Genomic DNA, 20,338 nt, shown 5'->3' with positions numbered 1-20,338 from the left:
TATGAATAATTCTAATCAACAACAAGAGCAAATTAATATTGAATTGGATGAGAAAATAGCCGAAGGAATTTATTCCAATTTGGCGATAATCAATCATTCATCCTCTGAATTTGTTTTAGATTTTGTAAGTATCATGCCAGGTATACCTAAAGCTAAGGTAAAAGCAAGAATCGTCTTGACACCGCAACATGCTAAAAGATTGTTGAAAGCAATTGGAGAAAATATTCACCGTTTTGAAGTCGCTCATGGCGAAATAAAAGATACTGAACAAGCACCAATTCCGCTTAATTTTGGTCCTGCAGGACAAGCATAATATCTAAAAAAGGCTCCAGAAATGGAGCCTTTTTTTTTATAGCTACTAATTGAGTCTTCGTCTATGCTGATTCACTCTATTTTCTTTCCGTTATTTTAGTGTTCTCACGTATACCTTTCTATAATTTTGAGAATTAAAAGCCACACGTTCACATTCAAATTATCGTTATAAAGAACAATTTTGGATCTTAAACGGCTATAATGGTTCTTTGTCGAGAATATTTCCAACTCATTTACAAATAATATACTTTCGTGCCAAAGACGGGAAAATGGATTCCGTTTTTAAATCAATCTAATTGACATGAACTATCATTCTGTGAAAATAATAAAAAAATCAGTTTTAAATAGCCTTTTCTTATTTGTTTTTGTTGTTTCGTCAAATACAGTTATTGTTGCACAAACCAAGAATAATTTGGTTGACATGTCTACAATCGAGGAGAGTACAAGTTCAGAGCAAGTAAAGGTTTCAACAGTATCTGTTTCGAATGCAAGTAGTATGCAATTTATATTGTGGTTTATGGGTTCAAAGCAAGATCTAAACAGTACAATATCCGCCGATGGAGCCAACGCGAAACAGCAAGTGATTACATCAGGCACAGCTCCAAATCGATTGTTGATTAAGGCATTTTTGAAAAAAGCTGTAGATCTAGAAAACAGGATAGCTTAAAAGTAATCTTATTATTAGAGATAAAAAAAACGCTAATTTTTTAAAATTAGCGTTTTTTTTGTCTTTATTTTTATTGATTTAAACGTCCAGATATACGATGTATAAGGTTAGCTTGTAATGATAATTACTCAAATTCAGAAGTAAAGAATAATTTCACATTTGGATATTTATTTTGAGTCATCTGTATCGTAAAGTCGGAATCAGCGAGAAACACCAATTGCCCATATTTGTCATGCGCCAAGAATTTTTGTTTGATCCTCCTGAATTCTTTAAATTCTTCACTTTTCAGATCATTAGGTTTCACCCAACATGCTTTATGAACAGGAAAATTTTCATACGTACATTTTGCACCATACTCATGCTCTAAACGATATTGGATCACTTCATATTGAAGTGCTCCAACCGTTCCAATGATTTTTCTATTGTTCATTTCTAGAGTAAACAATTGCGCCACACCTTCATCCATCAACTGATCAATACCTTTGTCCAATTGTTTTGCTTTCATTGGGTCGGCGTTATTGATGTATCGGAAATGTTCCGGAGAGAAACTCGGAATTCCTTTGAAACTCATAATTTCTCCTTCAGTCAGTGTATCTCCAATTTTGAAATTCCCGGTATCATGTAAACCAACAATATCACCAGGATAGGAAATATCGACAATTTCTTTTTTTTCAGCAAAAAAAGCGTTTGGACTAGAGAATTTTAAGTTTTTCTTCTGACGAACGTGATAGTACGGCTTGTTTCTTTCGAAAGTTCCAGATACAATTTTTATAAAAGCCAGACGATCTCTGTGTTTTGGATCCATGTTGGCGTGTATTTTAAAAACAAATCCAGTCATTTTTTCCTCCTTTGGATCAACTTCTCTGGTTTCTGAATCTTTTGGTCTTGGCGAAGGAGCAATTTGAACAAAACAATCTAGCAATTCCCTTACTCCAAAATTATTCAATGCCGAACCAAAAAATACGGGTTGTAATTTCCCATCTAAATAATCTTGACGATCAAATTTTGGATAAACTTCATCAATCAGTTCTAGCTCTTCTCGTAAAATATCAGCGGGTTTTTGACCTATTATTTTTTCTAATTCGGAACTTTTAACATCAGAGAAAGCAATTGTTTCTTCGATATTTTTGCGACTATCACCACTAAACAAGTTAATATTTTGTTCCCATAGGTTATAAATTCCTTGAAAATCGTAACCCATTCCTATCGGAAAACTTAGAGGAGTAACAGTTAAACCCAATTTTTGTTCTACTTCATCCATCAAGTCAAAAGCATCTTTACCTTCACGGTCTAATTTATTGATGAATACGATTATTGGTATTTTTCGCATTCTGCAAACGGCTACTAATTTCTCTGTTTGTTCCTCAACACCTTTGGCAACATCAATCACAACGATAACGCTATCAACTGCGGTTAAGGTTCTAAAAGTGTCCTCGGCAAAATCCTTATGTCCTGGAGTATCGAGAATATTTATTTTTTTGTCATTGTAATTAAATGCTAAAACAGAAGTTGAAACCGAAATCCCTCTTTGTCGTTCAATTTCCATAAAGTCACTCGTGGCGCCTTTTTTAATTTTATTATTTTTTACGGCACCCGCTTCTTGAATCGCACCACCAAAAAGGAGGAGTTTTTCTGTAAGTGTTGTTTTTCCAGCATCAGGATGTGAGATAATCCCGAAAGTTCTTCTACGTTGTATTTCTTCTAAAAAGCCCATATTTATATCAATAGCTTGCAAAAGTACTATTTATAAATGCCAATTAAAAAAATGTATCCTCTTAATTAATGGCGTTGGTTTTGAAAACTAATTTCTGTGCAATCTTAAAGGTTTTGTTTAAAGCCTTTGAATTTTGTGCATATTAAACAGGCCATCTAAATAAACAGCCTGTTAAATATTTTGATTACATATTGATCGACCAAACGGAATATCCATTTGGAGGACACTGTATTTTTACCCATTTGTCCGCTTGAGTAGTTGGTAGCCAAGAGGAATTGCCGGTAAAATCTTTAATTTGAGCATTAGTCCAATTGGTCTGAATCCATCTTTCTTGCCAAGTTGATGAATTATTGATGTACACGACTAATCCGGGATTGCCGTTATATCCATTTCTACGGGCAATATATTCATCTGTATCTGTAAATAGAATAGAACTGGTTCCTGTAGCTTTATTATTGTGAATCCAAATTAAGTTGTTCAGTTTCGCTTTGTTTAGCCATTCTTCATAATCTCTATAAAAAATTGTGGGATATCCTTCATGCGTCAAGATGTAAGCATACGCTAACTCTTTTTTCCAAATTTCATCTGTATCATGATTGGAAACAAAGGTTACGGCTTTGTGAGGATTTCTTTTCCACATCATGTCATCATTCAAAACAGTTAAATTGTTCCCGTCAAAAGCATCATTCATTTTATAGTAACAAGCAAAATCAAAAACAGAGCTATTGGCGTTGTTAGCCCAGTCATTCAGTACATCTACGTTAGAATCCCATAATTCACCAACAGAGAATCCGCCAACGTTTGCATTCCAATCTCGGATTACCCACGGAGCAAAACCTTTGACATAATCAAATCTCCAACCATCAAATTTCATTGTGTTTTTGTAATATTTCCCAACACCGTCTTCCCTTTTCCAAAGCCAGTTTTGTACATTTGGCACTACATGTGCTAAATCTGGGAATCCTCCAAAAGCTCCTTCGTCATTGTTTCCATAGGAATTTTTATAAAAATCAGCACTCGTTCGTGGGAATTTACCAGAAGCTACATTAGTAAAATTAGTGTAGGTTGGCGTTCCCGTAAAAGGATTATTTTCTAATTGTCCACCACTGTTATGATTCAATACCATATCCGCATATACTGTCATGTTCTCTGAGTGAACTTTTGTGATTAGGTTTACTAATTCAGTGCGGGAACCAAATCTAGTTTCCACCGTGCCATTTTGATTGTAATTTCCAAAATCAAAATAATCTGTAGGGTCGTATCCCATAGAAAATGGTCCGTTTTGTGCTTTTGATACAGGAGGAAGCCAGATGGAGCCAATGCCAGCATTTGACCAATCCGTTATTTTTGTGTTCACAGTATTCCACCAGTGACCACCAGCTGGAACATCCCAATAAAAAGCTTGCATCATAACGCCACCGCCTGGATTAGTGACGTATTTTCCAGTTTGTATATTAGTTGATGTCCCGGTATTAAAGGGACGACCGTCATGATTCGTGACATTTATAATTTTAAATTGCGCTGCTGTTCCAGTTGAATTGTCTAACAAATCATCATTTGAGTTACAGGAATACAAGCCGGCGAGAACAGCGGTCAATAAATAAAGTTTCAAATTTGGTTTTTTCATAGAATAATAATTTAAGGTTATAATGTATCAGGGGCATTTTTATTAAAATCGAGTAGCATGGATGTTTACTCATTATCAAATAAATAATATTTAAGTACTAATTTTAGTATAATTAAAATTTTTACCTTTAAAAATATAAATTATTTATTTTTACTGGTATTTTAAAAAGAATATCATTTTGGCTAATGTATGCAAATTTGTAAACGAGGTGCGGAACTGTATTTATATTTTAGAACGAAAACGTTGTAGTGTTAAAAACTTTTTAATTTGGATCTTTAAAAGCAAAATACCAAAGGTTTATTTTTTTTAAATGAAAATCGACAATTATATCCTCTTTGTATGATTTAACAGTAGTTTTAGAAAAAAATAGCGAAAGATGCACTTTTGTACTTTCGATAAAAACAGGAATTAAAAATGCTGTTTTTTAGTTTTTAATTGTTCATTTAGCGGATTTAGAAACAGATGTAAACCATGAAGTATTACGTTTATAAATTTTTGTTAATAGTAGGACGGAAACTTGTATTATGTATTGGAATTGTTATTTTTGTCTGCTTAAAATATTAAAAAAGTAGAAGAAATTTGGATTTTAAATGCAATTCATTTCCTGAAGCTTAAAAGTGTATATTTGGCAAGAATTAATATCGCTTTCAAGCATACAATTAAAAAAATGGGGATTTGAAATCCTTCAGTATAAAATAAACCAGACAAATGCCAATAAAATACATACAAATGAAATTTATTAATAAAATTGTTCTTACTTTTTTTCTGCTACTTTTTTCAAGTGTGGTAATGAATGCGCAAGAAATCATTAAGGATACAGTAATTGTTCCTGTTAAAAAAGCACAATCTACCGGCAAGCAAAAAATTGATGGTATTATTGGTACCGTTGGGGATTATATTATTTTGGACTCAGATATTGATAAATCATATCTTGAAATTTCAAGTCAAGGTGGTTCTGTAAAAGACATTACGAGATGTCAAATGTTAGGAAAATTATTAGAAGATAAATTGTACGCGCATCAAGCGATTCAGGATAGTATTATTGTCACGGATGCCGAAGTTAAAGGAATGATGGAAGAACGATTAAGCTATATGACAGAGCAAATTGGGTCTTTAGAGAAGGTGGTGGAGTATTATAAAAAAGATTCTGAAGAAGAATTTAGAACTTATTTTTCTGATATTTTGAAGGAGAATAAATTGACTTCAGAAATGCAAAACAAAATTATCGAAGCGGTAGAAATTACACCAGAAGAAGTTCGTAATTTCTTTAAAACGATTCCAGTTGCTGATCTACCTTTTTTTGGTGCAGAAATGGAAGTAGCGCAAATTATAATTATGCCTAAAGTTTCAGCTGCCGATAAACAAAAGGTTATTGATCGCTTGAATGTATTCAAAAAGGAAATATTGGAAGGTTCTAGCTTTTCTACTAAGGCCGTTTTGTATTCTCAAGATCCCGGGTCAAGAGCAAATGGGGGTTATTATAAAATGAACAGAAAAACTCCTTTTGTAAAAGAGTTTAAAGAAGTTGCTTTTAGTCTGGCTGAGGGAGAAATATCAGATCCTTTTGAAACTGATTTTGGATTTCACATTATTTACATAGAAAAGATCAAAGGACAAGAAGTAGAATTGCGCCATATATTATTGAGTCCAACTGTAACAGAGGAAGCTTTGAACGAAGCCAAAGAAAAAATTACTTTAATCAGAAAAAGAATTGAAGACAAAGAAATTTCTTTTGAGGAGGCAGCTCGAACATTGTCAGATGAAAAAGAAACAAGAGCAAATGGAGGAGCTTTGATTAATCCAAAAACACAAGATACTCGTTTTGAACTAACAAAAATGGATCCTGCTTTTTACAGTCAAGTTTCTAATTTGACAGAAGGCGAGATTTCAGTTCCAATTTTAGATCAAGGCGAAGAGGGTAAAAAGAAGTTCAAATTAGTCACAGTGACTAATAGAATAGATGAACACACCGCTGATTATGCTAATGATTATATTAAAATTAAAGATTTAGCACTTAAAGACAAGCAAATTACCGCTATTGGTAAGTGGTTCAACGAAAAAATTAAAGAGACCTATATTAAAATTATCGGCGAATACAGAGATTGTACATTTACAAATAATTGGGTAAAAAAATAATGTATTCAACATAGCGCCACAAATTATGTCGATGAGTTGCAAATAATTTTTCGGTAAAATAAATAAAAAGAGTTAGTTTTATGATTTCATAACGCTAACTCTTTTTTAATTTTAAAATTTTTATAAATGTCAGACGTAGCAGCAATACACAACTTAGTTGAAAAAAGGAATATTTTAAAAAAAGAAATCGCAAAAATTATAGTGGGACAAGACGCTGTAGTAGATCAAATATTGCTTTGTATTTTTTCTGGTGGGCATGCTTTATTAATAGGTGTGCCAGGATTGGCCAAAACATTATTGGTGAATACGCTGGCTCAAGCATTAGGTCTTGATTTTAAAAGAATTCAGTTTACACCGGACTTGATGCCATCTGACATTCTGGGGAGTGAAATACTAGAGGAGAACCGCAAATTTAAATTTATTAAAGGACCTGTTTTTTCGAATATTGTTCTTGCAGATGAAATCAACAGAACACCTCCCAAAACGCAGGCAGCTTTGCTGGAAGCCATGCAGGAGCGCTCTGTGACTATTGCTGGCGAAAACTACAAGTTAGCGTTGCCTTATTTTGTTTTAGCAACACAAAACCCTATTGAGCAGGAAGGGACGTATCCTTTGCCTGAAGCGCAATTAGACCGTTTTATGTTTGCCATAAAGCTGGAATATCCTTCTTTTGAAGAAGAAGTTCAGGTAGTAAAACGTACCACATCTGATACTAAAAACACTATTAATCCATTATTTACAGCACAAGAAATTATAGATTTCCAACATTTGATTCGCAGAATTCCTGTGGCGGATAATGTGATTGAATACGCTGTAACTCTAGTTAGCAAAACACGTCCTGATAATTCATTAGCTAATGAGTTTGTGAAAAATTATCTGGATTGGGGTGCAGGTCCCAGAGCATCACAAAATTTGATTTTAGCTGCTAAAGCCAATGCTGCTTTCAACGGGAAATTTTCACCTGACATTGAAGATGTACAAGCCGTCGCCAATGGGATTTTGCGTCATAGGATTATAAAAAATTATAAAGCCGATGCCGAAGGAATTACCGAAGAAATGATAATTACTAAGTTGTTGTAAAAAGGGTAAAAAATTGCCGAAAGAAAACGTTATAGTTGTGAAAATAATCTGGTTTTTTTGAGATATTAAATTTTTGAATTTGTTAAAAAAGGGATTTTAAATTATCAATTATTTAAAAAAAAATCGAAAATCTGCTTTTTTCTTGATTTAATGTAATAAAATCAGTTTTTTTATAATAATAATTTTTAGAAAGGCGAGTTTCATTAAATTCTTTTTAATTCTCATGTTTAATTCTTAGATTTGCAGTACAAATAACAAACAATTCCTATATATTATGGCTTTTGATATTGAAATGATTAAAAAAGTGTATGACAACATGACAACTCGTGTTGATAAAGCACGTGAAATAGTTGGACGTCCACTTACTTTAACAGAGAAAATTTTGTACAACCACCTTTGGGATGGAATGCCGTCAAAAGCTTTTACCAGAGGCGCTGATTATGTTGATTTTGCTCCGGATAGAGTTGCATGTCAAGATGCAACCGCTCAAATGGCATTATTACAATTTATGCATGCCGGTAAAACTAAAGTAGCGGTTCCTACAACAGTGCATTGTGATCACTTGATCCAGGCAAAAATCGATGCTGTAACTGATTTGGCCAGAGCAAAAACACAAAGTAATGAAGTCTTTGAATTTCTTTCTTCAGTATCTAATAAATACGGAATTGGTTTCTGGAAACCAGGAGCAGGAATTATTCACCAAGTAGTTTTGGAAAACTACGCTTTCCCTGGAGGAATGATGATTGGTACTGATTCTCACACTGTAAATGCAGGTGGTTTAGGAATGGTAGCCATTGGTGTTGGTGGTGCAGATGCCGTTGATGTAATGTCAGGAATGGCTTGGGAATTAAAATTCCCTAAACTAATTGGAGTAAAATTAACTGGAAAACTTTCCGGTTGGACAGCCCCAAAAGACGTTATCCTTAAAGTAGCAGGAATTCTTACCGTAAAAGGTGGAACAGGAGCTATCGTTGAATACTTTGGTGACGGAGCAACTTCTATGTCTTGTACTGGAAAAGGTACTATCTGTAATATGGGTGCCGAAATTGGTGCTACCACATCTACATTTGGTTATGATGATTCCATGAGTCGTTATTTACGTTCAACTAATAGAGCTGATGTTGCAGATGCTGCTGATAAAATTGCACCTTACTTAACAGGGGATGCTGAAGTTTATGCTAATCCAGAATTGTATTTTGACCAAGTTATCGAAATCAACTTAGACGAATTAGAGCCACATTTAAACGGACCTTATACACCGGATTTAGCCACTCCAATTTCTAAAATGAAAGAGGAAGCCATCAAAAATAACTGGCCTTTGAAAATTGAAGTAGGTTTGATCGGTTCTTGTACCAATTCTTCTTATGAAGATATCGCTCGTGCAGCTTCTTTGGCGAAACAAGTTACCGATAAAAATTTAAAAATAAAATCTCAATTTACCATTACCCCAGGTTCTGAGGTGGTACGTTATACCATAGAACGTGACGGATTTATCGATATTTTTGATAAAATGGGAGCAACTGTTTTTGCAAATGCTTGCGGACCATGTATTGGAATGTGGGACAGAGAAGGAGCAGAAAAAGAAGAGCGTAATACAATTGTTCACTCTTTCAACCGTAACTTTTCTAAACGTGCCGATGGAAATCCAAATACTTTGGCTTTCGTAGGTTCACCTGAATTAGTTACTGCTTTGGCTATTGCCGGAGACCTAAGTTTTAATCCTTTGACAGATACTTTAATCAATGAAAATGGTGAAGAAGTAATGTTAGACGCACCAACAGGAAATGAATTGCCTCCAAAAGGTTTTGATGCTGAAGACCCAGGTTTTCAAGCACCAGCCGAAGATGGTTCAGGTGTTCAGGTATCTGTAAGCGAAACTTCTGAGCGTTTGCAATTGTTATCTCCATTTTTACCTTGGGATGGAAAAAATATCACAGGAGCTAAATTATTGATCAAAGCTTTTGGAAAATGTACCACAGATCACATTTCTATGGCTGGACCATGGTTGCGTTTCCGTGGGCATCTAGATAATATTTCTAATAATATGTTGATTGGTGCTATCAATGCATTCAATCAAAAACCAAATACCGTTAAAAATCAGTTGACTGGTACTTACGATGCAGTTCCTGCTGTAGCGCGTGCTTATAAAGCAGCTGGTGTTCCTTCAATTGTTGTTGGAGATCACAATTACGGAGAAGGATCTTCTCGTGAGCATGCTGCTATGGAGCCACGTTTCTTAGGCGTAAAAGCCGTATTGGTAAAATCATTTGCGCGTATCCACGAAACAAATCTTAAAAAACAAGGTTTGTTAGGTTTGACATTTGCCACTGAAGCAGATTACGATAAAATCCAAGAAGATGATACCATCAACTTGATAGATTTAGTTGATTTTGCCCCAGGAAAACCGCTAACATTAGAATTCGTTCACGCCGATGGAACCAAAGATCTTATCTTGGCAAACCACACTTATAACGAAGGACAAATAGGCTGGTTCGTAGCAGGTTCAGCATTGAACTTGATCGCTGCAGCCAAAGCATAAACAAACATTATATTTTAGATCAAAACTCTCAAGGAAACTTGGGAGTTTTTTTTTGGAGCTATTTCCTGCTCTCCGTTTCAAGCTTTTTCGTGGAATTACTTTTTTTAACGAGAATAAAGGAGCTTCCGCTGGTCGCTCTTTTTTCTCTAAAAAAAATGTAATTCCACTTCAAAAGGCTTTCCACTTCCATCAGGGCTACCCTACAATAACATTGATAATTTTTGAAGAAAGAATTCATTTTCGTCAAAAATAACGGGTAAAAGTGCAAAAAAGATATCAATTTTTTTTTCCACACGTTAAAAGTTTAAAAAAGAAGATGTTCTTGAGTTATATGACTTATATTAGCTTTTTATAAAATGTTTTTAAAGCTCTTTTTTTGATCATAATTCTAATTAGTATCTTACTAAAGTATTTGTTTGTAGGACAGTAATGTGTTTTTTTTGGAAAATTTTGCTTTTTGAATAGGAGTAAATTAGAACAAAATCAACAAAGATTTTAAATCTTATAACTTGAGATTTTTTTTGTAACAAGTTGCTGTTTTTAATAAAAAAAATAGCTAAAAATAAACCAAAGCGAAATTTAATAATTATATCCCGAAATCGCTTTTGAGGAATGAATGGGGTAAGTAATTTGAAAAAAAAGAGTATGAGTTTAAGAGTAATTGTAGTGTTTTTTTTATTTAATAGTGTAGTTCTTTTTTCACAGGAAAAAATTGTAAAACATACCATCGTAAAAGGAGAAACAATTTCGAGTATTGCCCAGCGATATGATGTTAAACAAAGCGCCATTTACAAATTAAATCCAAAAGCCAAGAATCTTTTAAAGCTCAACACCGTACTACTAATTCCGACCGTAGTTGTCAAAAAACCAAATTCAAAAACGATTGCTATCGTAAAATATCCAACAAAAGAACACGAAGTATTAGCTAAACAAACGCCTTATGGAATTGCAAAGGAATACGGAATATCTTTGGCAGAATTAAATGCCGCCAATCCTGAACTTGAATCAACAGGACTCAAAATAGGTCAAAAAATCAATATTCCTGGAACATCTTCTGCCGCTAAAGCTACCGTTTCTCAATCCCAACAAACATCCTTTAAATCAGAAATATCTGGAACACCCCAAGAGAGTGAAAAACAAAACTCCGAATATTTTATACGCGAAGTTTTATCAAAGGAAACTAAATATTCTATTGCAAAACAATACGGAATCACCATCAAGGAATTAGATGAAGCGAATCCTTCATTGGGAGTTAAGCTACTTCGGGTGGGACAAGAAATAAATATCCCAAGGATTCAATTATCGTATAATCAAGTGGCAACGGTTGTGCAAAAAAGTGAAAACACAGCAGAAATAGTAGATATTAGTAGCGCTACTGCTCATTCTGCTTTACTTGAAAGCAAGGAAACCATCGCTGTGCAACCTAAAACCGTAGCGCTTATCAGTCCCCAAATAGATGGTGTAGAGAAAATTAATTCACATACAATTATTCGAGAAGTGCTTCCTAAGGAAACAAAATATTCTATAGCAAAGCAGTACGGTATTTCTGTTAAAGAATTAGAAAAACAAAATCCTGATATCAAAAGAAATCTTCCGGTTGGATATCAATTAAATATACTTTCCTTAACTCAACCGGCAGCAAACAAGATTGAATTAAGTGATTTTGAAGCTAATATTGGTGAAACTGTTCCGGAATTAAACCAATTTAACAAGCCCATTTTTAACCATGACTTTCTGGATCAGCTAATCGAACACGCTTCAGAAAACATTGGAACCCGATATCGCATGGGTGGAACTACAAAATCTGGGTTTGACTGCTCTGGTTTGATGTGTACTACCTTTGAAGCTTTTGATATTAAACTGCCAAGAACATCCATTGCGCAGTCTGGATATGGAACAAAAATAAATACCGAGGAGGCTAAAAAAGGAGATTTGATTTTCTTTAAGACTAATGGAAGACGCCAAATTAATCATGTCGGGATGGTTGTAGAAGTTTGCGAAGGTGAAATAAAATTCATTCACGCTTCAGTAAGTAATGGCGTTATTATTTCGTCTACTAAAGAGAAATATTACGAAAAAAACTTTACCCAAATAAATCGAGTGTTACAGTAAATCGAGTATATCGTTTATAAATTCTAAAGCCTCTCCAGAGATATCTGAAGAGGCTTTTTTTTGTTTGATAGCAAGTTATTTTAGCAGTGCAATGCTATTGATTTCAATCCAATACCCATCTGGATCTTGAATGTAAATTTGTTTGATGCCATCCGCGCGAACTGTGATTTTATCAAGTGCTCCAGGCCAGTCTGAATATATAATATTTTGCGATTTCAGAGCCTTAATCAATGCGTCAAAATGAGTGACTTTAAATGCCAAATGAACTGCTTTATTTATTATAACAGGTTCTTTAATAGTAGAAACAAGATGTAATTCTTTACCTTCTCCTAATGAAACCCATCGGATGCCTTCTTTTTTGGTCAGGTTGGTAATTTCTGAAAGTTGCAAAACATTTTTATAGAAATCAACTGATTTTTCCAAGTCTTTTACTGAAAGCGCCATGTGATCTAATTTCAAAGTAAATGTTTCTTGATTTTGTCCCCAAAGACTTCCTGTAGAAATGCAACAGAGTAATATTGGAATTAAAAATTTTGTTTTCATAGTATTAAAGTTAGAATTAAGCAATCTTATTTTTACTTTTAATTATTCTGCTCAAATTAATTGAGAGCCATAATTAGACTTTCGCAAGTGCGATATTTATGGTTTTAATCCAGTCTTCTTTATCTCCAGTATTTGTATCTATAGCTGTGCTATTGTTGTTGTACGGACTGTACATGTTTATATTTGGACGTGAAAAAAGCCCAATTGTGGGGGTTTTTGCAGCACTGGCTAAATGCATAATTCCGCTGTCAGCACCAATAAAAATAGCGGTGTTCGCAATTACGGAGGCAATTTCTCTAACATCTTTACTGTAAAAAGTGGTTGCTTGAAAACCTATTTGTGAAATATTTTCGACGGGTAAGATTTCAAGGATGTTATAATTTTGGTATTCTGCCTTCAATCGTTTATAAAATTCTTCCCACCAAGTAGTTGAATAACATTTGTCAGAGGTGGCATAAGTAAATATGCAAATGGTCTCTCGCTCATTTTTAACAAGCTCTTTTACTATTTTTTGACCTTCATTTATTTCTGAAATATTCAATTTTAAGTCTAACGAAGGTATTGGATTCTCATTTTCAGGAAAACCTAATTTGGTCAAAAAGCCTCTGAATTCATAGACGGGATATTTTGCAATATGCTCATAATCGGTATATTTCGCTGGAATATTTTCATCTACTTCTCCAAAAAATTTGTATTTGGCATCAGCAAATTGTGCCGATAATCTCCCGGATGAAGAGTTTTTATCTACGTTAATTACAATGTCATATTTCTGCTTTTTAATTTTCACCCAAACCTTAAAATAGTCGACAAGGTTTTTGAACGGTTTTTTAGGAAGCTCAATTACGCTGTCTATGTTGGTATAATTATCAAATACAATTGGAGCCAAACCGCCTTTGACAAATAAGTCAATTTTACAATCCGGAAAAGTCGTGATTACATCTTGTACCAGTGGCGTTATCAGTAACAAATTGCCCAGTCTGTGATTAGGTCTAGAAATTAAAACCCTCTTTATTTTGATTTTTTGAGTTAAATCTATTTTTTTATTCTTTTGGGAACGGCCAATATTTTTGGTTAGGCCTTGTGTTAGAATTCTTCGGTATATATTTACTTTTTTTAAGATACTCATGGGTTTACAATATGATTTAGAATTGAACTTGATTTTATTGATGTTGAATCTTGCTAAATGCAGTACTGTTAATGGATCTAAACCCTCAAATACAACCCTGGCAGTTTTTTATAGGATACAAATGTACAATTTAGATCGAAATATTGCTTAGTCCTGTCTTTAATATAAGTGAACCGAGGATGTGTATTTTAGCCGGCGCTCTGATGATGTTCTTGCACCTTTGTTTCAAACGGAATTTTAAATTTTAGCTGAATTGGCTTCGCTAAAACTGTTATATAGTTTCAAATTATAGTTTGCAAAACAATCTGCTTTTGCCCCCTGCAGCATCAATTCGTTTGCAGGCTGTTTATAGATCGTGGTTTTGTAAGTTAGAAGATATAACATTAATGGGAGTCCCCACTGTTTTCTAGACAACAAAAATAATGAGGTATTCAAAAAAAGGGGTAAAAATATGGTTAAAATTAATTATTTCGCAAAAAATATTGAATTTATATGTAAATAGTTCTCTTTTAGTTAAAAAGATATAAATTACCAAGGTATTGCCTTGGATAACTAATCCGAAGTGATACATTTAAAAAATCTAAACTATTTAAATTATGATTACGTTCATTATTGCAATATTTTTATTGATTCTTGGTTATGTGATCTATGGTAAGTTTGTAGAGAGAAATTTTAAGATTGATGAAAATAAAACAACTCCAGCTAACGCTCTTACTGATGGGGTAGATTTTGTTCCCATGGGGAGTAACAAAAACTCTTTTATCCAAATATTAAATATTGCGGGAGTAGGACCTATTTTTGGTCCTATTTTAGGAGCTCTTTATGGGCCGTCTGCTTTTATCTGGATTGTTTTTGGATCTATTTTTGCCGGCGGTGTTCATGATTATTTGACAGGAATGATTTCCATGCGATATGGTGGAGCACATTTACCGGAATTAGCCTCTCGGTTTTTGGGAAAGTATTTTAGTCATGTCGTTAACTTTTTTGCACTTCTTTTATTGGTTTTAGTGGGAACGGTATTTGTTTCGGCTCCTGCCAAAATGATTAATGAATTAGTGGGAAACGATGCGGATATTTATATAATTATTGTACTTCTAATCTTTATATACTACATTATTGCAACTCTCCTGCCTATTGATAAAGTGATTGGTAAAATTTATCCAGTTTTAGGTTTTTTACTTTTGTTGAGCGCTTTGGGTATTTGTATCGGGATGTTTATGTTTGGGAATCCGATTCCGGAACTGACCTTAGAAAATCTGCATCCAAAAGGAATTCCTTACTATCCGGTAATATTCCTGACCATATCATGTGGTGCCTTGTCTGGATTTCATGCCACGCAATCGCCTATTATTTCCAGAACCATAAACAACGAAAAAGACGGTAGAAAAATTTTCTACGGAATGATGATTGTAGAGGCGGTTATTGCAATGATTTGGGCTGCAGCTGCAATGAGTTTGTTTCATGGAAACAACGATCTTAGTTCGTTGCTTGAAAACGGTGGTCCGGCTGCTGTTGTAAATAAAATTTCGGTAACCTTCTTAGGGACTATTGCGGGTACAATCGCGGTTTTAGGGGTGATTGTTTTACCAATTACTTCCGGAGACACTTCTTTTAGAGCTGCAAGAATGATTGTTGCGGACTATTTCAAAATTGATCAAAAGGTCTTGAAAAATCGTTTTATGGTCGCTGTTCCTCTTTTTGTAATTTCCTTTATTTTAACTAAAATGGACTTTCAATTGTTATGGAGGTATTTTTCTTGGGCAAATCAGGTGACTGCAGGGATTGCTTTATGGATTGGAGCGGTGTATTTATACCAAATGAAAACAAATTACATGGTGGCGCTGGTACCTGCTTTTTTCATCAGCTCCGTTGTTGGTTCTTACCTTTGCTATGATCCTACTATAGGTTTCGGATTAGATATCAGTATTTCAAATACAATTGGGGTCTTATTTTCAATTGCGTTGACGGTATTGTTTTTTAGTATTTTAACAAAAAGGAAATCAGCTTTGTAGCACATTGTGCTGTTTCATTCATTGGCGCGTTTGACATTATTAGTATTTTGTCAAACGAGTATTGAAAGATTTAGGTTGTAAAGTACCAGAATTGCCGGACGATATAAATTTGGATAGCTAAAAGAATTGATAATAATTCTATTACAACCTCATGTTTTCTGGAATGATAATTCGTTTAGTTATTTACCCATTGTTAGTAGTGCAAATTATAGGATCGGTCTTTGTTAGATTTTCTATAATCTAGAACTGATGTAAATTAGTGTTTTGGTTGCTAAAAAAGAGGTGATTTTTTTTAGCTGTTTGGATATATTTTGCAATCTTTGACCTTTAAAAATTATAAAGTATTATGAGCAAGACTAAACTAACAATCAATCGCAATGGTTCTATAAAGATAGAAGGTGATTTCGAAATAACAGACTGTGAAGGGAAGACATATGGATTAGAAGGAAGAACGGCTCTAGGTCTTTGCCGTTGTGGACAGTCCGTAAACAAGCCTTTTTGTGATGGTTCCCACCGTAATGGTTTTGAGCATGAATCAGCTGCATTTGACTTACCACCAATGAAAACGAAGTAATATCATTTTCTGATTCGATTAAATAAGAAAAGCTACATTCATCAAAATGTAGCTTTTTTGTTTATTATTTGAACCAGTTTAACGCAATGGCTTATTCGCTGGATGTACTGCTATTCAATTATCACTTATTTTTTAAACTACTGATAATCGCCATCACATCTTGATCGCCTAATCCTTCTTGTTCTGCTGCGGCATAACTGTCATACAAAGGATGAATCAACGGAGAATCAAGTCCGGCTTCTTTGGCTAGTCCTAAATCTTTGACTAAATGTTTCAACGCAAATGCCGGCGGATAAGAATCATTCAAAATTGAAGGTGCTTTGATATTCGTGATTCCGTTGCCACAAGCGCCTTGATTGATGATGTTGAGCATGTCTTCTTTGCTTACACCGTTTTGCTCGGCAAATAAAACGGTTTCAGCTAACCCTTGAAGATTCAATCCTAACAAGTAATTGATGGCTAATTTAGCCGAACTTGCCACGCCAGGTTCGCCTACATGAATGGCAATTTTACCCAAAACGTCAAATATGGGTTTGGCTACTTCGTAGTCTTCGTTAGAAGCGCCCACAAGAATAACCAAAGTTCCGTCTTGTGCCGGTTTGACACTTCCAGAAACGGGAGCATCTATAAAATGGACTTGGTGTTGGTTGCAAATAGTGTTTAAATAACGGGACGTTTCCGGGGAAACCGTGCTCATGTTGATGATGGTTTTACCCGCAGATGCTGCAGACAATAAACCTGTTGGTCCTTCAAAAACTTCTTTGACCGTCGTGTCGTTGGACAGCATCGTCAAAACTAAGTCACAGGTTTGCATTAGTTCTTGTAAACTGCTTGCTGATTTTGCTCCTGCAGCCAGTAATGGCGCTTCTTTCTCTTTGGTGCGATTGAAAACAGATACTTCAAAACCCACTTTGAGTAGGTTCATCACCATTGGGTTTCCCATATTGCCAAGACCTGTCCATCCTAATTTTAATGTATTCATGATTTTTGTGTTTTTTATATTATCTGATAATTATGGGTACAGTTTGCAAAAGTGCGCGAACGATTGTTGTATATCAGTTTGGTCGGCATTGCAGTCATTGCGAGGAACGAAGCAATCGCATTTAGTTTGTTAGTTATTTTATTTACTCCTCTTTGTTGGGAATGAGATCTTATAGATATAGTAACCGCGTTGCAAACGCTACGATTGTGCTCTAAATTAAAATTGGCACTCGTTGCAAACGAGCGTCAGTGGGAGTTTAAGAATCCTATTTTATGCGAGTCAATATTAAATTCCGCGTATTTCATTTTTGGTTTGGTTTTTTTATAACGTTCCAGCACTACAAGCAGTTTGGGACTAAATTATGCCCTATTTTCGGATTGACCAAACAACCCAAATACGAAAACAACTTTCCATTAATCCAATTGCCCAAATCTCTTGTGAGCAAGTGTTGGCAGATCGGTTGTTTATTAAGAATGTTTATTTCATCCAATTTCCGAGCTTTTGGACAGCTTTTGTTTTAATTATTCTATTTTTTATAGAACTCAATTAAATTATCCCTTTCTTTTTTTCTCTTGTTCGATGATATGAAAAGAGGAATTGAAACTCCTAATTCGACAACACCAGCCGTCATAATCATAATTCCAATAGACCCCCCAAGACCTTCTTGATCATCCTTAGAACTTGTAATTATTTTTGCTCCATATGTCATTGTTAATGCAGAAAGTGAAGTTAAGACTATTGCTAATGTTTTATTAGTTTTTCTTTTTTGTTCCTTCTCTAAAATAGCTTTTAAATGTAAATAGTTCACTGAATTATTTAGTTCAATTGATTCCGTATTTATTTCAAAAGTCTTCAATCTTTTTATCTCATAATTTTTGAAGGTTTGAGAAAAACAGTTATTAAATATTAATAAAACTATTAAAGTTATTGTTGCTCTTTGCATATTAAATATAAGTTTTAATTCTTATTATTTTTAATAAATTGACGTACTTTTTCTTTTTTCAACCAACTGTCCGCCAAATTGAATATAGGCGTAACAAACCTTCGTGTATGCACCCAAATATGGGTAGATTGTCGCTATAGAATTGCACCTTATATTTTCTCAAATATATTAAATTTTTCTTACAATTTTCTTGAAAAGAATAAACGTTATAGATATTGCGGTTTGCGTGAGGGAGGGAAGCGGCATCCTTTATTTTCTTTCTTTAAGAAAATAAAGATACAGCGTACCGCCCGACCCAAAGTAGCGAGGAGGAACGACAAAGCTGCTGCAGGGTCACGCCCAAAAGAACAATTTCACTCTTCACCATTCACTCTTCACCATTCACCATTCACCACTCACCATTCACCACTCACTCTTCACCACTCACTCTTCACTTTATTGTCACTTTTCTCATCCTTTTTATGAAATTTCCAAAAAAAGTATATCTTTAGCCAACTAAATTCAAAACGAAAAAAAAAATATGGAAGACCAAAAACCAGACGATTTTAAAAGAGAATTAGGATTACTTGACGGAACCATGCTTGTGGTGGGTTCTATGATAGGTTCAGGGATATTTATTGTAAGCTCGGATATGGTGCGCCAGTTGGGATCTGCCGGTTGGTTAATTGCTATGTGGGTGCTTACGGGTGCCATTACGGTGATTGCCGCCGTGAGTTATGGCGAGTTGAGCGCGATGTTTCCTAAAGCGGGTGGTCAATATGTGTACATCAAGGAAGCGTACGGTAAATTGGTGGGTTTCTTGTACGGTTGGAGCTTTTTTGCAGTGATTCAAACGGGTACCATTGCCGCCGTGGGTGTGGCTTTTGCTAAATTTGCCGCCTATCTGTATTCGCCTTTAAGTGATAAGAATATTTTGTACGAGATTGGGGATTTCAAACTCAATGCGGCTCAGATTGTTTCTATTTTCACCATTATTTTGCTGAGTTACATCAACAGCCGCGGGGTAAAAAACTCTAAGATTCTACAAACGGTTCTGACGGTTATCAAAATTCTATCGTTGGCAGGTTTGATTGTTTTTGGTTTTATGGCTGCCAAAGCGGAAGTTTGGGACGCAAACTGGACGAATGCCTGGACGTCACAAACACTAAATGTAGCAACGGGTTCGTGGTTGCCCATCAGTGGAACGGCTTTGATATCTGGGATTTCGGCAGCATTAGTAGGTTCAATGTTCTCAAGTGTAGCTTGGGAAGGTGTTACTTTCATTGCTGGTGAAATAAAAAATCCAAAACGGAATGTGGGATTGAGTTTGTTTTTAGGAACCTTAATCGTGAGTGTGATTTATATTTTGGCAAACTTGATGTATTTGGCCGTGGTACCTTTATATGATATTGCTACCGCCGAATCAGATCGCGTGGCTGTTGTGGCTTCGCAACGTATTTTTGGATCGGTGGGAACATTAATAATCGCGGTGATGATTATGATTTCGACTTTTGCCTGTAACAACGGTTTGATTATGGCGGGTGCCAGAGTGTATTACACCATGGCGCAAGATGGCGTTTTCTTCAAGAAAGCAGCTGAATTGAATCACGCCAGCGTTCCGGCTTGGTCTATTTGGGTGCAGTGCATCTGGGCTTCGGCATTGTGCCTGACAGGGAAATACGGGGATTTATTAGATTTTGTGGTTATTATCGTTTTGATATTTTACATCTTGACTATCTTAGGAATATTTATTCTGCGCAAGAAAATGCCAGATGCTGAACGACCGTATAAAGCTTTTGGATATCCATTTTTGCCTGCACTTTATATCATTATCGCTAGTGCTATTTGTATGGCTTTACTGTATACTAAAACCAGTACCAGTGGTTGGGGTGTTTTGATTATGTTGATTGGTATTCCTGTGTATTATTTGACAAAAGCTAAAGAGTAGTTTTTTAATGAGAAGTGAATTGTGAGAAGTGAAAAGTAAGATGT

General features: G+C 34.9%; 15 protein-coding genes. 9 read left to right on the top strand and 6 right to left on the bottom strand.

Annotation, left to right across the window (positions count from 1 at the left end; all coding sequences use genetic code 11):
- The first annotated feature begins 1 nt into the window (after window position 1).
- Window positions 2-313: a DUF3467 domain-containing protein gene (locus ACEN2F_RS12390; RefSeq protein WP_441739513.1), complete on the top strand. Its 312-nt coding sequence runs from the start codon at window positions 2-4 to the stop codon at window positions 311-313.
- A gap of 300 nt (window positions 314-613) precedes the next feature.
- Window positions 614-979 (top strand): hypothetical protein, encoded by a 366-nt coding sequence (locus ACEN2F_RS12385; protein ID WP_441739511.1) that lies wholly within the window; start codon window positions 614-616, stop codon window positions 977-979.
- Window positions 980-1,103: 124 nt separating this feature from the next.
- On the opposite strand, the gene ACEN2F_RS12380 is transcribed toward ACEN2F_RS12385, so the two are convergent.
- Together ACEN2F_RS12380 and ACEN2F_RS12375 are read right to left on the bottom strand one after the other, a co-directional pair.
- A complete protein-coding gene (locus ACEN2F_RS12380) occupies window positions 1,104-2,693 on the bottom strand; it encodes a peptide chain release factor 3 (protein WP_441739510.1) in 1,590 nt (529 codons plus the stop codon).
- A 184-nt stretch (window positions 2,694-2,877) separates the two neighbouring features.
- On the bottom strand, window positions 2,878-4,320 hold the full coding sequence (locus tag ACEN2F_RS12375) for an alpha-amylase (RefSeq protein ID WP_441739508.1): 1,443 nt from the start codon (window positions 4,318-4,320) through the stop codon (window positions 2,878-2,880).
- A 708-nt stretch (window positions 4,321-5,028) separates the two neighbouring features.
- On the opposite strand from ACEN2F_RS12375, the gene ACEN2F_RS12370 reads away from it, so the two are divergent.
- From ACEN2F_RS12370 to ACEN2F_RS12355, 4 genes are all read left to right on the top strand, one after another.
- Window positions 5,029-6,456, top strand: coding sequence for a peptidylprolyl isomerase (locus ACEN2F_RS12370; protein ID WP_441739506.1), 1,428 nt, complete (start codon window positions 5,029-5,031; stop codon window positions 6,454-6,456).
- A gap of 126 nt (window positions 6,457-6,582) precedes the next feature.
- Entirely contained in the window at window positions 6,583-7,536 is a 954-nt protein-coding gene (locus ACEN2F_RS12365; protein WP_441739504.1) for an AAA family ATPase, read from the top strand.
- A 274-nt stretch (window positions 7,537-7,810) separates the two neighbouring features.
- Window positions 7,811-10,075 carry an aconitate hydratase gene (locus ACEN2F_RS12360; RefSeq protein WP_441739502.1) on the top strand — a complete coding sequence of 755 codons (2,265 nt, stop codon included), beginning with the start codon at window positions 7,811-7,813 and terminating at the stop codon, window positions 10,073-10,075.
- A 645-nt stretch (window positions 10,076-10,720) separates the two neighbouring features.
- Window positions 10,721-12,187, top strand: coding sequence for a LysM peptidoglycan-binding domain-containing protein (locus ACEN2F_RS12355; protein ID WP_441739500.1), 1,467 nt, complete (start codon window positions 10,721-10,723; stop codon window positions 12,185-12,187).
- Window positions 12,188-12,262: 75 nt separating this feature from the next.
- Here ACEN2F_RS12355 and ACEN2F_RS12350 read toward each other — a convergent pair whose 3' ends face one another.
- Together ACEN2F_RS12350 and ACEN2F_RS12345 are read right to left on the bottom strand one after the other, a co-directional pair.
- On the bottom strand, window positions 12,263-12,730 hold the full coding sequence (locus ACEN2F_RS12350; protein WP_441739498.1) for a VOC family protein: 468 nt from the start codon (window positions 12,728-12,730) through the stop codon (window positions 12,263-12,265).
- A gap of 73 nt (window positions 12,731-12,803) precedes the next feature.
- Window positions 12,804-13,856: a glycosyltransferase family 9 protein gene (locus tag ACEN2F_RS12345; protein ID WP_441739496.1), complete on the bottom strand. Its 1,053-nt coding sequence runs from the start codon at window positions 13,854-13,856 to the stop codon at window positions 12,804-12,806.
- Window positions 13,857-14,452: 596 nt separating this feature from the next.
- Here ACEN2F_RS12345 and ACEN2F_RS12340 point away from each other — a divergent pair.
- On the top strand, window positions 14,453-15,868 hold the full coding sequence (locus ACEN2F_RS12340; protein WP_441739494.1) for a carbon starvation CstA family protein: 1,416 nt from the start codon (window positions 14,453-14,455) through the stop codon (window positions 15,866-15,868).
- Between the two features lie 346 nt (window positions 15,869-16,214).
- Complete coding sequence (locus ACEN2F_RS12335) at window positions 16,215-16,442, top strand: CDGSH iron-sulfur domain-containing protein (protein ID WP_441739492.1); 228 nt, start codon at window positions 16,215-16,217, stop codon at window positions 16,440-16,442.
- Between the two features lie 121 nt (window positions 16,443-16,563).
- On the opposite strand, the gene ACEN2F_RS12330 is transcribed toward ACEN2F_RS12335, so the two are convergent.
- On the bottom strand, window positions 16,564-17,424 hold the full coding sequence (locus ACEN2F_RS12330) for an NAD(P)-dependent oxidoreductase (RefSeq protein WP_441739490.1): 861 nt from the start codon (window positions 17,422-17,424) through the stop codon (window positions 16,564-16,566).
- 526 nt (window positions 17,425-17,950) lie between these two features.
- Window positions 17,951-18,367 carry a hypothetical protein gene (locus tag ACEN2F_RS12325; protein WP_441739488.1) on the bottom strand — a complete coding sequence of 139 codons (417 nt, stop codon included), beginning with the start codon at window positions 18,365-18,367 and terminating at the stop codon, window positions 17,951-17,953.
- A 520-nt stretch (window positions 18,368-18,887) separates the two neighbouring features.
- Between ACEN2F_RS12325 and ACEN2F_RS12320 the strand changes: the two genes are divergently transcribed.
- A complete protein-coding gene (locus tag ACEN2F_RS12320) occupies window positions 18,888-20,294 on the top strand; it encodes an APC family permease (RefSeq protein ID WP_441739486.1) in 1,407 nt (468 codons plus the stop codon).
- The last annotated feature ends 44 nt before the right edge of the window (window positions 20,295-20,338 follow it).

It is taken from the genome of Flavobacterium sp. W20_MBD1_R3 (assembly GCF_052119725.1).
Taxonomy (GTDB): domain Bacteria; phylum Bacteroidota; class Bacteroidia; order Flavobacteriales; family Flavobacteriaceae; genus Flavobacterium.
This window is presented reverse-complemented; position numbering and strand designations above follow the sequence as displayed.